Origin of the sequence: Xylanibacillus composti, from assembly GCF_018403685.1 — a bacterium.
Lineage (GTDB): Bacteria > Bacillota > Bacilli > Paenibacillales > K13 > Xylanibacillus > Xylanibacillus composti.
In genome coordinates this window covers 1-13,737 of the sequence record NZ_BOVK01000082.1, presented here as the reverse complement: position 1 = coordinate 13,737, position 13,737 = coordinate 1, and the positions used below count along the sequence as shown (strand labels likewise).

The following is a 13,737-nucleotide window of genomic DNA, read 5'->3' as shown; positions in this document are numbered from 1 at the left end:
AAACGGACAATTAACATTCGTCAATTCATCATTGTACCTTCAGTTGGTATGATGTAAGGTGCGAACGTGCATCGGGAAATGGGGAGTGAAGGGGTATGAAAGGTCATGGGAGATTCAGATATTTTGCAAAAAAGACAGGCTCGGCGGCAACGCGAAGCATAAATGGGATGTCAACCGTTATACAATCGGGTCCACCTGCTGGTACATGGAGGAAGCTGATGCGGCTAAAGCTAATGGTTCTGCTGATCTGCTGCTTATCATTAGGCGTGCTTGGCATGCCGGGTCTTGCGCAGCGCGAAGCTTATGCCAGCCCGGCCATGAATTTGTATTTTTCAATGGAACGTGATTCGTACAGCCTCTACCAGAAGAGTCTGGCGGATGCGTCTGAAGCGCAGGTCATCGCGCAGAAGAGTATATCAGGCGCGCCTACCGGAATCGCGGTAGATGCGGATAATGAATTCCTGTACTATGCCGCGGACAGGTCACGCATTTATAAGCTGAAACAGGACACTCTGCAAGTCGTCGATACTTATGAAAGCGGGAACCTAATTGTTGAGTTGGCTTTGGATGCAGCTGGCAATCGACTGTATATGATTGATAATAGTGCCGGCAGCGGTCCCGGAACGTTTTTTGCGAGTATTAAGGTGCTTGATCTGGCCAGCCGCTCGATCACGACGATTCACGCGACACCAGAGGATGGCCTTGCCTTCATTTATGGCCTTGCTGTTGATTCGGAGGGGGGCAAGATTTATTTTTACAAGGGAGATTTTAACAGTGGGATCTCCGGCATATTTCGGATGGATTTGGACGGTGGGAATGTAGAAGGATTTATGCCGGGCAGGGGACATTCTGGTTTGGGGTTTGTGATCGACCGAACTGCCGATAAGCTGTACTTTTCGGAAAACAATTCCATACGAGCAGCGAGTTTGTCCACGGGAGAGGTGCAACCACTGCCTGTATATTCAGGCTCTGATTGGATCGGTTCCATCGCGCGCGATCCGAGCACCGGGACTTTCTATTTCGGTACGAACGATAGCTCGATAATGAAAGGGCGTATCTATCGCGTGCTGTCCGCGGATCAGGCAGAGCAGGTTGTTCCGAATGAGGGCTATTTGAACGCACTGGCTATTGCTCCAGCGCCGCTCACCTACACCATTGAACCGATCGACGATCAGACGCTGACAGTACTGGCGGCCGGATACGCGTCGGGTACGCAAGAGACGAAGAGCGTGACGATCACGCGAACGGGAACGGGCGTATTGGAGAATGTGACAGCGAGCTTGAGCGGCACGGATGCGGATGCATTCGAATTGACGCAGCCAGCGGGAACGATAGACGGTGAAAGTGCCGCGTTCACGGTGAAAGCCAAGGACGGTTTGGCAGTAGGCACGTATACAACCACGGTTACGATAAATGCGGATAAGATGGAGCCCGTAAGCTTCACTGTGACGCAGGTGGTGCATTCGTACGCGATTGCCCCGATTGCGAACCAGACACTGACCGAGCTGGCGGCCGGATACGCAGCGGGTACGCAAGAGACGAAGAGCGTAACGATCACGCGAACGGGAACGGGCGTATTGGAGAATGTGGCAGCGAGCCTGGGCGGCACGGATGCGGAAGCATTCGAATTGACGCAGCCAGCGGGAACGATAGACGGTGAAAGTGCCGCGTTCACGGTGAAGGCGAAGGACGGCTTGCCGGCTGGCACGTATACCGCGGCAGTCTCGATCACAGCCGACTATATGGAACCGGTTAGTTTCCATGTAACGCAGGTGGTGCATGCTTATACGATTGCCCCGATTGCGGATTCGACGCTATCGGAGCTCGTCGTGGGCTATGCGCCGGGAACGCAGGAGGCGCGGACCTTGACGATCACGCGAACGGGAACGGGTATATTGACCGATGTATCCGTGAGCTTGAGCGGCGCCAACGCAGACGCGTTCGTCCTCACGCAGCCGGAGGCGACCATTGACGATATGCCTTCCACGTTCACGGTGAAGGCGAAGGATGGCCTGGATGTGGGGACGTATACAGCGACTATCCAGGTAAACGCACAATACATGATACCGGTTAATATCCCCGTGACGCAGGTCATCCGTCCATCGGCAGAGGACAGATTGAGCGGATTGCACATCAGTGAGGGCACGCTGTCGCCTGCCTTTGATCCCGATGTCACAGCTTATTCGGCCAGTGTCCCTTATGCAACCGAGAGCATCACCGTCGCAGCGGCGACATACGATGTCAATGCGGGTTTCACCATATTCAGCGGAGGAGATCCGATCACAGGCTCGGCCCCGTTGGAGGTTGGTTCTAACGTCCTGGAAGTGCGGGTGACTGCACAGGATGGCGTGTCGGTCAAGACTTACACGATTAACGTAATGCGGGCGCCGTCCAGCGATGCATCCATCCGATCGCTGAGCCTGCAAGGCATCGCGTTGAATGAGACGGTGCATGCTGATGTGTATGCATACACAGCCACGGTGACCAATGCCGTTTATGAGACCTATCTTCACGCAGAGCCCGCGCATGCCGATGCGTCGATAAGCGCGCTGACAGTCAATGGCGTGCCAGCGGGCAATCCGATCCCGCTGTCGGTAGGCTCGAATATCATTGAGGTCGAGGTGGAGGCGCAGGACGGCGTGACCAAGCGCACCTACACGATCACCGTTACGCGGGAAGCTTCCGGGAACGCGCAGCTGAGCAGCTTGGACATCAGCGGGGGTACGCTGTCCCCTGCGTTCGCCCCGTCCGTCTATGCCTATACTGCGGCGGTATCCTTCGATACGGAAGCGGTGAGCGTCACGGCTTCGGTCTATCACAGCAATGCGATTCTAAGCATAAATGGCCAGCTGCAAGCGAGCGGGTCCCCGGCGTCGGTTCCGCTGGAAGTCGGGCCGAACATCATCCGCGTTGCGGTTCTGGCGGAGGATGGCATCCATTCGGCGAACTATACACTATCGATTCAGCGAGCAGCGAGCAGCAATGCCGGTCTAGCCGGATTAGTCCTCTCCGATGGAGCGCTGACTCCGGCATTCGAAGCGGATCGCGCGGCCTACACGGCGGCAGTGCCTCATTCGGTCTCGCATGTAACGGTAACCGCATCGGTTAATGATCCGGGCGCAGCCGTCAAGGTAAACGGGCAGGAAGCAACGAGCGGAGAGCCTTCGGCTCCGATCGCGCTTGCTGTCGGGGAGAACACGATTACGGTGGAAGTGACGGCACAGGATGGATCGACCGCACAAACATACAGCGTGGTGGTGACGAGAGCCCAAAAGCCGACAGAGCCTGGCCCAGGTCGCGGCGGCTCCTCCCCATCCTCCGGCGGAGATGCCGAAGCAGACAATGAAGCCCGCTTGGGCTTGTACATTAACGACACCTATCTGGAACAACTGGCGACTAACACAACGACGAACACGGACGGTATCATTCAGACGGTATTGACGGTTGATACGGATCTCATGAAGGCTGAACTTGAACGAGTGGAAGATGATGCGGTTGTGCGCATCCAGGTTGACCATGACGCAGATGAAGTGATCGCGGTGCTGACAGGCGATATTGTGAAAGCTATGGAGGACAAGCGGATGACACTGCTCGTCCAAACGCCAATCGCCGGCTACTGGCTCCCTGCGGCAGAAATCTCCATCGATTTGCAGTCCGAACAGCTCGGACATGCAGCGCATGCGGACATGGTCGTCCAACTCGTGATTGCCAAGAGCAGCAAGAGCAAGGCTGACATGCTAGAGAGCGCAGCGAGGGAGGGCGGATTCACGGTTCAAGCCTCGCCGGTCGATTTCACATTGCATATTCTGCACGATGGCGAATCGCTGGAAGTGAGCAGGTTCAGCGAATTTGTTCAACGGGAAATGCCGGTTTCGGCGGCAGCAGGAGCGGGCAGTGTCACGACTGCTGTCGTTGTGGAAGAAGATGGACGGCTGCGGCATGTTCCGACGTCAAGTACAACCCGCGATGGAGAAGCGTATGCTGTGATCCGCAGCCTGACGAACAGCACGTATGCCGTGATTGCGAACACGGCACGGTTCGGGGATGTTGAGGGGCATTGGAGCCAAGCTGCGGTGAACAATCTGGCATCAAGACTGATCGTGAGCGGTGTCGAGCAGGACCGCTTTGATCCGAATGCTGTTATTACGCGCGCGGAGTTCGCTGCCTTGATCGCGAGGGCGCTGGGATTGCCAGCCAATGAGAAAAAAGCATTGTTCCAGGACGTGAGCCTGAACGCATGGTACGCTGGGGCCGTTACGACAGCTAACGCTTACGGGATCATACAAGGGTATGAAGACGGGACGTTCCGTCCTGCGAAAACCATTACCCGCGAGGAAGCCATGGTCGTATTGGCGAAGGCATCGCGTCTGGCAGGACTGGATGCGATAGACGCGGAGACAGCGGATGATCCGCTTTCCGAATTCATCGATGGCCTGCAAGTTCAGGCTTGGGCCAGAGAGTCGGCTGCTGCAGCGATCCATGCCGGCTTAATCAGCGGGGCCAATGGAGAATTGCGGCCGGCTGACAGCATCACCAGAGCGGAGACGGCCTCCATCGTCTACCGCCTGCTTGTCCAAGCGGGGTTGATCGAAGAATAAGCGACAAGGATGGTTTTACTGCAAGTGACTGAACACCTTTCGGCGTACATGCCGGGAGGTGTTATTTTTTATATATTGACAACCAGGTGTATGAATAGTATAGTACACTTACAGTGTATGAACCAATTAGTACACACACTTAAGGAAGCGAAGGTGGGGTTGGGACGATGAATGTTTCATTCAATAACCGGGACCCGATCTACTTGCAGGTAGTGCGTTATTTCAAAGCCGAGATTGCCGCCGGCAGACTGAGGGCGGGTGACGAGATTCCGTCTCGCAGAGAATTGGCCGCGCTGCTTAAGATCAATCCCAATACCGCACAAAGGAGTTATAAGGAAATGGAGGAACAAAGCTTGATTATTACCGAAGGCAATTCCCCCAGCCGCATAACGAGCGACGAAGGAATATTGAAATCTATCAGGCAAGAGCTTATCCGTGATGCGGTAGACACGTTCCTAGCATCGATCCGGGGCATGGATATTCCGGTAGAAGAGCTGCTCGAACAGGTCAGAGACAGATATGCCGCAGAACGTTCAAAGGGTTAGGAGGGTGAACCGTGATAGAAGTGCAGCAATTAACGAAAAGGTACGGAAGAAAGAAGGTACTGCAAGACGTTTCGTTCACAGCGGAGAAAGGAAAAGTGACGTGCTTGATCGGCATCAACGGCGTGGGCAAATCCACGATTCTGAAGGGCATCATGGGCTTGGTCCCAATCAGCAGCGGGCGCATCTTGGTCGACGGTCAGCCGATGCAGCCGAAGCTGTATGAGAAGGTTTCGTTTATTCCGGATACAATGACGATGCCGCCGCGCATGAAGATTCAAGATGCGATGCGCTTTATGAAGGACTTTTACAGCCGGTGGAACGAGGAACGGGCGAAGCAGCTCCTGGAATTTTTCAGACTGGGCCAGGACGAGCGTGTCTCGGATTTGTCGAAAGGCAACGCTGCCAAGCTGAATTTGCTGCTCGGGTTGTCTCTGGATGCCGACTATCTGCTGATGGATGAGCCATTCTCCGGCATTGACATGTTCAGCCGCGAGCAAATTGTCGAGGTGTTCACCAGCCATCTGATGGATGACCGCGGTGTGATTATTACCACCCACGAAATTCAGGATGTCGAGCATCTGATAGACAAGGCTGTGCTGCTCAATGAGGGCAGGGTGCTGAAGCAGTTCCAGGTAGAAGAAGTTCGTCTGCATGAAGGAAAATCGGTGGTTGACGTCATGAGAGAGGTGTACCAGCCATGAATCAGTTTTGGAAGCTTATCCATTATGAATTTGCCCGTTTGCGCGCGCTCTATTTAACGTTGATGGCAGCTACTGTACTGGTGCAATTCGGCGGCATGATCTGGTATGTGCGGAGCACGATAGATCGCATTGAATTGCGCATGCAGCGCGGAGCGATCTCGGCTATGGAATATGTGAATGACTATGGACCCGTCAGCTTTTTCGATTACACCCAACATAGCATATGGTTCACGGTGCCGATTGCGCTATGCATTGCCGCTCTGTTCATCTATGTCTTCTTGATCTGGTATCGGGATTGGTGGGGGAAGAACATGTTCATCTATCGCCTGCTGATGCTTCCGCATTCACGGATGTATCTGTACGGCGCCAAGCTGGCGGTGATCCTCATGTCCGTGCTGGGCCTGGTTGCCTTTCAACTGCTTATTTTGCCGATGCAGATCCAAGCATTCGCCTGGCTGATGCCTGAAGCCTTCCATCTGTCCGTATCAACGCATTCAGTGATCCTGGGGAACCCTCTTTTGCATATACTCATCCCTGGCGCGTTCTCGGACTTTGTTCTCTCCTATGCGATAGGAGCGGCAGGTGTGATCATTGTCTTTACAGCTATATTGTTGGAACGCAGCTACCGGTGGAAGGGGATCATTGCTGGTATCGTGTACTGTACAGCGGCTGCTATCGTGTTCTTGCTGCCAATCCTTCTTTCGGAAATGATCAATGATCAGTATCTTTATCCGATGGAACTGTTCTGGTTGACAGTCGGCACGGGACTAATCGTCACTGCAACATCAATCTGGTTAAGTTTCAACTTGTTGAAGAACAAGGTGAGTGTATAACGACAGCGGGGAGGAAAGGAAGTATGACACGTTATTGGTTGCCGGTTCTGGTTCTGGTACTGATCGTATCCAGCGTAGGAACGTACTATATACGAGGAACAGCCAGTCATTTGCCGCAATTTGTGCTGGTTCCGCAGCAAGGGGAAGCAAAAGAAGCGGAGGGAGTAACCATTCGCGGAATGTACAGCTATCCCCGCATCTCTCCAGCGGTCACCATTGGACTGAAAGGAAGCAAATATGTAAGCGAGCAGTCGTTGCTTGAGTCCATGGAGCCGTATTCCTGGTCCAGCGGGGAAATCCGGCAGCTGGCCAAGAATCATCGGCAGTTTATGCGCGGCAAGCGTGCTGACCAGGCATTCTATCAGGATGACAGGCTTCTGGTTTACGTTGGGCTGAAGGAGGATCGCGCATACGGGGCGTGGAGGTATTGGTTTGAGGTGTCCATTCTGGATAAGCAGGAGCAGCAGACAACGAAATACGAGGTTTCTATTTCGGACTTGAACATGTACGCATTCTACCATATTGAAGATGTGCAGGTGATTGGCGAAGAGCTTGCTATTCTCATGAATGGCTACAGAAGCAGCGGCGAAGAGAGAGAATACCGCCGCTATAACCTAGGGATCTCGGATGGTGCCATGCTGTCTAGCGAAGCCGTTTCATTCCCGGGGCAAACTAGTGAAAATGTCCGGAAAGTGTATGAAAGCAATGTGACAAAAGCAGCGCAATACTATGTCTTTTATACGCTGGCCGATGAAGGGTACGTTCCTGCGCAATTGATGCGTTATGAGTTGAGAACAGGCGAAATGGAGACATTGCAATCGCCCGTGATCGACGAATTCCTGGAATTTCAATCCAGCGATGACTATGTAAATATGACTACAGATGGCGATATCCTGTATATGACCCTTTATGGGGAACAGGAAGTGCGGGTACTGGAATATAACTTGGCGGACGATCAAGTCGTGATTCGTCCATTCGAGGTGAAGGGCGCAAAACTCTCCTACATCGACCGAGACCGGATGTATTTGTTGAGTCAGGCAGATCCAGCCTCACCGGCATCGTTTATCATTGTGCAGTTGTCTAGCGGAGAATTGCTGTTTGAAGGAACGATTGAAGGCAAATCGGCGAAACATGCAGATCAGATACAGGGATTGGAATTCTACGGATTTGCGATACAGGGCTGATGCGTATGAAGCTAGAGCAAATTGCCGCCGGTCTAAAGGAGTATGAATTGTTCTGCTATCGCACTGCCTATTACCTGCTTGAACAGGAACATGCCGCGACGATCGCCGCGCAAGAGGCGCTGGCAGAGCTTGGCGGGAACCGCATTTTTTTTGAGCAGCAGCCGCGCGAGCGCAAAGCTTGGGTCAGGAAAGCTGCGCTCAAGCATGCGCTCAAGATTTATGCGGAGTCGTTGGCGGAGCGGAGAATCTAGGCCAGGCACCAAATCGCAGGCGCACAAAGCCCTCTACGTTTGATCAGTAGAGGGCTTTTTTTGCGTGAAGGCAATGGCGGAACAAACACAGATATTTTGGGATTCGGATACATAAAATTAGAAATGATCATATTTTCCGAGCGCGCCTCTCCATAACATTTCTAGGAAAGTAGGGATGCACGTAGTGAGTGATCTTAGCGTTTTGAATGTCAAGGACTTCGGGGCAATTGGTGATGGCAGAAGCCACCCCGTAAGCCAAAGATTCCAATCCTTGGGGGACGCGAGACAGGTTTACCCCCATGCGCAAGCCATGACGGACGAGATCGATTGGTGTGCGATCCAGGGGGCGCTGAACGAGGCTTTATCCTTGGGCGGAAGAGATGTGAAAGTACCGCCAGGCGTATATCGGACAAATCGGACGATTGATATTGTGAGCGGTGTCACTTTCTCGATGAGCCAAGCCGCCGTGATATCCCCTACCGGGGATGTCCATGTGGTCAGATTGCGGAAAAATTCGAAGCTGGAAGGCGGGAAGATTGATACCAGCCGAGTGCGGGACTTCTCCAAAGCGGCAGTCTGGCTGAATGGGGAGGATAAGTTCAAGACGGCCGGGCATCTCACCACTGTTTCCTCCCTGGAATTGACTCACGCTCCCATGTCAAGGACGGGATACGGGATTTATATGCATGCAAGCGGGAATGACAGCAGCATTAGCTGGGTTCACTTCAATAACGTCAACATAGCGTATTATTATTACGGGATTTATGTACATGTTGAGCACACCGGCACACAGCAATATATCAACGGGAATAAATTTGTTCAGATTGGATTGGCGCACAACATATGCGGCATCCGTATCGACAGCCACATGTTCCCGGCCGAAGCTTCGGGCAATTTGTTTGCCGCGGTGGAATGTCAGCCGACCAATCATGAAGAGTATAAGGGCGCCAAGGGATACAACCCGGATGAGAATTTATTCTTTTATGTGTCGGGAGCAAGCAATTATATATCGGGTTATTTTTGGGATGGTCATCTTACCGCCAACAAGCAGAAAGCGGTATTGTCAGCCAACTCCTCGCATTCTCACATTGCGACAAACCTTGACTATACAGTGGTTGCGGATCTCGGACACGAAAACCGGATTATCCCCAACTTTAAAACGAAAAATGACCATGTGCATGCGGTCATTCCACCTACGGTTCATGGATATGACATGTTGGTCGGGAACCAGGACGACTATTTGGCTTACGCCCACAAGCGATTTGTTGTTAGACAAACCTCCGGTCCCGCGCCTTCCGTTGGAGATTTAAGCAGATTGTTTGACCTTCGCGGCGATTACTTCGTTAGGTGGAATGACGGTCGCGAGACGCAGAATCAGCCTGTTTCGATTGAGATACAATTCCCCGCGCCGCTCACCTACGCCGCCAATTTCGGAATGGCGTTCGGCCATTGGAAAGAATCGCCCAGATCGCTGAGAATCAGAGTGTATGCCGAAGGCGAATGGAAGACGGTATGCGACCACCGTGACCTCCCTCCTCTTAAGTATTTTGTGCAGAATTATTTGCCCAACTTTGTAGAAAGAGTGGAGTTTTCACTAGCAGGCACGAATGACAGCAAGAGAAATTATTTGAAAATCGTCAGAGTCTTCGGCCAATCTACAGTAGATTCGGGCGCGGCCTATCTCCAAACCGGCGGCGGCAAGCTCTACGGGGATGTAGATTTAACCCATTATTCCCTGCTCCTCGGCCAGGTCGCTGCCCTTCCGTCTGCATCGGCGGCCCACAGAAGGAAGATGGTACTGGTTCCTGGGGACGGCGTCAACACCGGAGATACATTGTATATCTGCTTGTTGTCGCAGGATGGCCGATACAGATGGAACAGAGTGACGACTGCCCAGCAGTAGCGGAGCTAGCGACAAGACGGGACTGTCCGCCGGACAGTCCTTTTTTGTTTTTTTGAAAGGGGAGAATTTGTCGAAATGTGGTGAGGAATCGAACAAGATATGGTAATATATTTCTATCTTTCTAAATAGAAAGGGACAGCAATCCTAGACAACTAGACGAGGAGGAAACACATTTGCTACGAAAAGCGCTAGGCTGGACGTTGATCGCCGCCATGCTGCAGCTCGCTATCGTTCCGAATATGTTCGGGGCCGCTGCGGCAAATGTCGAAACAGAAGATTGCTATAAAAGGGCCCATGAAGAGCGGATGCCGCGGCCAACCGGGTATATTGGGGCGAACGGTACCTTTGAAACCTACGATTATTCGCATTTGCCTGATCCGCAAGATCTTATTTTTGTATGCATCAACCACACTTTTCTTCCTACGGATGTTCCAGTCGAGGTGGAGAACGGATCGTCTCTCATTCCGATGCGGGCATTGGTAGAAGCCTTGGGCGGGGACGTCATGTGGGAGGAAGCGACTAATACCGTTACCGTCGAGTTGGACGGCAACGTGCTCAAGCTGATCGTGAACGATCCCGTTGCAATGGTAAATGGGAATGCCGTTTCCATGACAGTGCCTGCCCGCAAGATGCAGGGGAGAGTGTATATTCCTCTTCGCTTCGTGTCCGACCAATTGGGAAGGTCGGTTCTATGGCAGCCCCAAAATCGGATAATCAAAGTGTATGGATATCCGGAAATTTCCGGACAATTTGTACATATGCAGGCGAACAATAGTACAGATGACTATAATTACGGCAACTTTTTCAGTACGTCCAGGCGGTATTTGCTGGAGCAAAACGGGGATGTGCATGTGTTGGAGCAATATGGAGGAGAACTGCACATCAAGATTTTTTCCTCATCCTTCGTGAAGCAAGGCGAGCGGAAATTGCCGAATGAGCTGCCGTTGTTCGGAGGCGCGCATGCCGGTGAGGATGGCAACTTCTATGTAGTCTATGCGCAGACGAATCTGGAAGAGTCGAACACGCTGCCGGTTTATCGCATTGTGAAGTACGACAAAGACTGGAACAAGCTGGATCACGCGGACATTCAAGATGTTCATGTAACGAAGCCGCTGAATGCCAGCAACCTGACGATGGACAGCCACAATGGCAAATTGGTCGTTTATACGGGTCGCGAGCGCTACTTGGCAGATGACGGGCTGAATCATCAGTCCAACATCCCTATCCATATACGCATGGAAGATATGGCTGTGTTGTATAAAGGGGGACAGTGGCCGCGCAATCATGTGAGCCATTCCTTCGCCACTTATGTGAGGATGGACGGGGATCGCATCGTGTACGCAGATCACGGGGATGCTTATCCTCGTTCGATTGTCCTTCAGGTTGAAGAATCGGAGCGGATGACGAAAGAGATTGATTTGATCAAGTTTCCAGGTGAAATCGGGGACAATTATACCGGCGCCCATCTAGGCGGTCTGGAAGTGGCGGAGAACCACTATCTGGTTGTCGGTTCGCACATGGCGCCAGAATACTTGTACCGTCCGGGCGGCTCCAAGAATGTCTTCTTGGCCTCAGTGCCGAAGGGTGCGGAGAACACAAGCGATGTGCAGATCACCTACCTGACTAACCATTCCGCTTCGTCGGACGTTTCGGTGACCGAGACGCATCTGGTGAAAGTCAACGACAATCGGTTCGTTGTGCTGTGGAGAGAGTCGGGCGGCGGACACCATGTGTATTACACGGTTATCGATGGGACAGGGAAAGCCGCTGGCGAGCCGAAGAAGCTTGACGGCATCCCTTCGCCGGGTCATCTGACTCCTCTGGTGCTGGGCGATACCTTAGTGTGGTATCATTACGACCCTTATTACAGCAAGGAAGATGGAGTCGAATTTTATACGTTGGTCCTGGAGTAGGAAATCTATCGGCCAAGCGGGAGAAACGTTGTGATGGGAAGGCATTTCCATGCGGCAGCTGCTTAGGCTTCGCGAGTTGACGGGTATTACGCTCTGTTAGGCGGGGCAACCATTTGAAAATGGCAACAGAACGGGCACGAATGGCCGTCCCTATCGCTCAACGGATGCACTAGCATCACAGATAAGCGATAGAGGCGGCCATTTGCTGCTTGGAAAGATCAGCTTTCCGGCGAGGATGCCGGGCGTCAGCAGCAGCTGTGCAGAACGAGGCTATGGGGAATCAGAGGTATTTTCCTTGAATCGATCCAGACAGTCTTTGCAAATACATGACTTGCCCAGCTTATCCCTGGGAACCAGGTCGAGGATTTCGCTTGGAAACACCTCTGCCGCACACCAGCACGATTCATAACCGCAGCCGTTCTGCTTCCCGCAGAGGGGGCACGAACGGTCTTTCTTCATCGTTACATGGCTGGCAACCACTATGATCCCTCCGCAACACGGGCTTTGGCAAGAGGAAGCACCAGGTCTGCCAGAGCGTCCGGAATCTGGAACAAATCTGGGTGAAACAGGCCGGCAAGCAGCTCGGTCCCGTCGATCAAGCTGGTGCTCGGTTGGGTGAAGAATTGGCCGTCTGCCGCATACACTTCATGATGGCGAACAGCTGTCAGCTGCTCCCAGCCATCCAATTCATACAGCTTCTCCGCCTCCTGGGCGGTCCGCTTCACATCGAATCCGCAGGGCGCAATGACGATTACCTCCGGGTCCGCATCCTTCACACGCTCCCAGGCGGTCGGGGACGAATACCCTTCCGGAGCAGATAAGGGGTCCCATCCTCCCGCCAGCGAAATCTGTTCCGGAATCCAATGTCCGCAGTTGAAAATCGGCTCGATCCATTCCATGACCATGACCCTCCTGGGCTGACGCTTATGCGCGCGAAGAGTGGACGCGATGCGATCGATCCGCGCGTTGCAGGACTCGACCAAGGCATGTCCGAACGGTTCATGAGCCAGTTCCTTCGAAATGGTCAGCATATTGTCCAGAACATCCCGCAGCTGCCGCGGAACCAGGGGAACAAGCTTCGGCTGCTTGTCCAGCTGATGAACGGCGCGTTCGACGTACGAGGTGCCGATCTGGCACACATTGCATACGTGCTGGGTGAAGATGACGTCGGGCCGGATCTCCCGCAGCAAGTCCATATCCAGGTAATAGAGCGGTTGATCCAACCGGGCATGCTCGCTGACAATGCGGTTGAGTTCCGAGCTAGTATACGACTGCCCCTCCAAATACGACCGCACGACCTTCGGTTTATCGGAAGGACATTCGAATGTCACCCCATACAGATAGTCCTCCAGTCCCAGCTCCTGAATAATATGCGTGGAGGCAGGCAAAAACGAAAGAGCCTTCAAGGCGGTTCCTCCTTACTTTCATTTAATCTACAGTCTTATGAAGAGAGCGGCCAGAGGGTTTCTCGTACTCGAGGAGTGCGACGTCAGGGAAAAAACTTGTACCGCCACTATTACGATATTTCAATCCATGCACTCACAAGGAGTGCGACTTTCTTGAAACGGCTGATTCTCTTATCGCCTTCAAATTTCAATCCACGCACTCATGAGGAGTGCGACGTTGTCAGCTGTAAATGAACTGATCGGGATCAAAATTTCAATCCACGCACTCATGAGGAGTGCGACGACACGAGTTTTCGTATTAACTGGAATCATGTTGGAATTTCAATCCACGCACTCACAAGGAGTGCGACAAAATTGTAGGCATGGTATCCTCTCCTTACTTAATATTTCAATCCACGCACTC

The 13,737-nt window shown here is 52.8% G+C and carries 10 protein-coding genes; 8 read left to right on the top strand and 2 right to left on the bottom strand.

Going from position 1 to position 13,737, the window contains the following annotated elements:
- Nucleotides 1-218: 218 nt before the first annotated feature.
- From XYCOK13_RS20695 to XYCOK13_RS20660, 8 genes are all read left to right on the top strand, one after another.
- Complete coding sequence (locus tag XYCOK13_RS20695; RefSeq protein WP_213414154.1) at nt 219-4,598, top strand: cadherin-like beta sandwich domain-containing protein; 4,380 nt, start codon at nt 219-221, stop codon at nt 4,596-4,598.
- A gap of 167 nt (nt 4,599-4,765) precedes the next feature.
- Nucleotides 4,766-5,143 (top strand): GntR family transcriptional regulator, encoded by a 378-nt coding sequence (locus tag XYCOK13_RS20690; protein ID WP_213414153.1) that lies wholly within the window; start codon nt 4,766-4,768, stop codon nt 5,141-5,143.
- An 11-nt stretch (nt 5,144-5,154) separates the two neighbouring features.
- Nucleotides 5,155-5,844, top strand: coding sequence for an ABC transporter ATP-binding protein (locus tag XYCOK13_RS20685; protein WP_213414152.1), 690 nt, complete (start codon nt 5,155-5,157; stop codon nt 5,842-5,844).
- Nucleotides 5,841-6,677 carry a hypothetical protein gene (locus tag XYCOK13_RS20680; protein WP_213414151.1) on the top strand — a complete coding sequence of 279 codons (837 nt, stop codon included), beginning with the start codon at nt 5,841-5,843 and terminating at the stop codon, nt 6,675-6,677. Before XYCOK13_RS20685 ends, XYCOK13_RS20680 begins: the two co-directional genes overlap by 4 nt.
- 23 nt (nt 6,678-6,700) lie before the next feature.
- Nucleotides 6,701-7,861 carry a hypothetical protein gene (locus tag XYCOK13_RS20675; RefSeq protein ID WP_213414150.1) on the top strand — a complete coding sequence of 387 codons (1,161 nt, stop codon included), beginning with the start codon at nt 6,701-6,703 and terminating at the stop codon, nt 7,859-7,861.
- Nucleotides 7,862-7,866: 5 nt separating this feature from the next.
- Nucleotides 7,867-8,112 (top strand): hypothetical protein, encoded by a 246-nt coding sequence (locus tag XYCOK13_RS20670; RefSeq protein ID WP_213414149.1) that lies wholly within the window; start codon nt 7,867-7,869, stop codon nt 8,110-8,112.
- A gap of 184 nt (nt 8,113-8,296) precedes the next feature.
- Entirely contained in the window at nt 8,297-10,015 is a 1,719-nt protein-coding gene (locus tag XYCOK13_RS20665; RefSeq protein WP_213414148.1) for a pectate lyase family protein, read from the top strand.
- A 173-nt stretch (nt 10,016-10,188) separates the two neighbouring features.
- Nucleotides 10,189-11,928, top strand: coding sequence for a copper amine oxidase N-terminal domain-containing protein (locus XYCOK13_RS20660; protein ID WP_213414147.1), 1,740 nt, complete (start codon nt 10,189-10,191; stop codon nt 11,926-11,928).
- A 270-nt stretch (nt 11,929-12,198) separates the two neighbouring features.
- On the opposite strand, the gene XYCOK13_RS20655 is transcribed toward XYCOK13_RS20660, so the two are convergent.
- Both XYCOK13_RS20655 and XYCOK13_RS20650 read right to left on the bottom strand, forming a co-directional pair.
- Nucleotides 12,199-12,387: a cysteine-rich CWC family protein gene (locus XYCOK13_RS20655; protein WP_213414166.1), complete on the bottom strand. Its 189-nt coding sequence runs from the start codon at nt 12,385-12,387 to the stop codon at nt 12,199-12,201.
- A gap of 20 nt (nt 12,388-12,407) precedes the next feature.
- A complete protein-coding gene (locus tag XYCOK13_RS20650; protein WP_213414146.1) occupies nt 12,408-13,334 on the bottom strand; it encodes an ABC transporter substrate-binding protein in 927 nt (308 codons plus the stop codon).
- Nucleotides 13,335-13,737 lie beyond the last annotated feature (403 nt).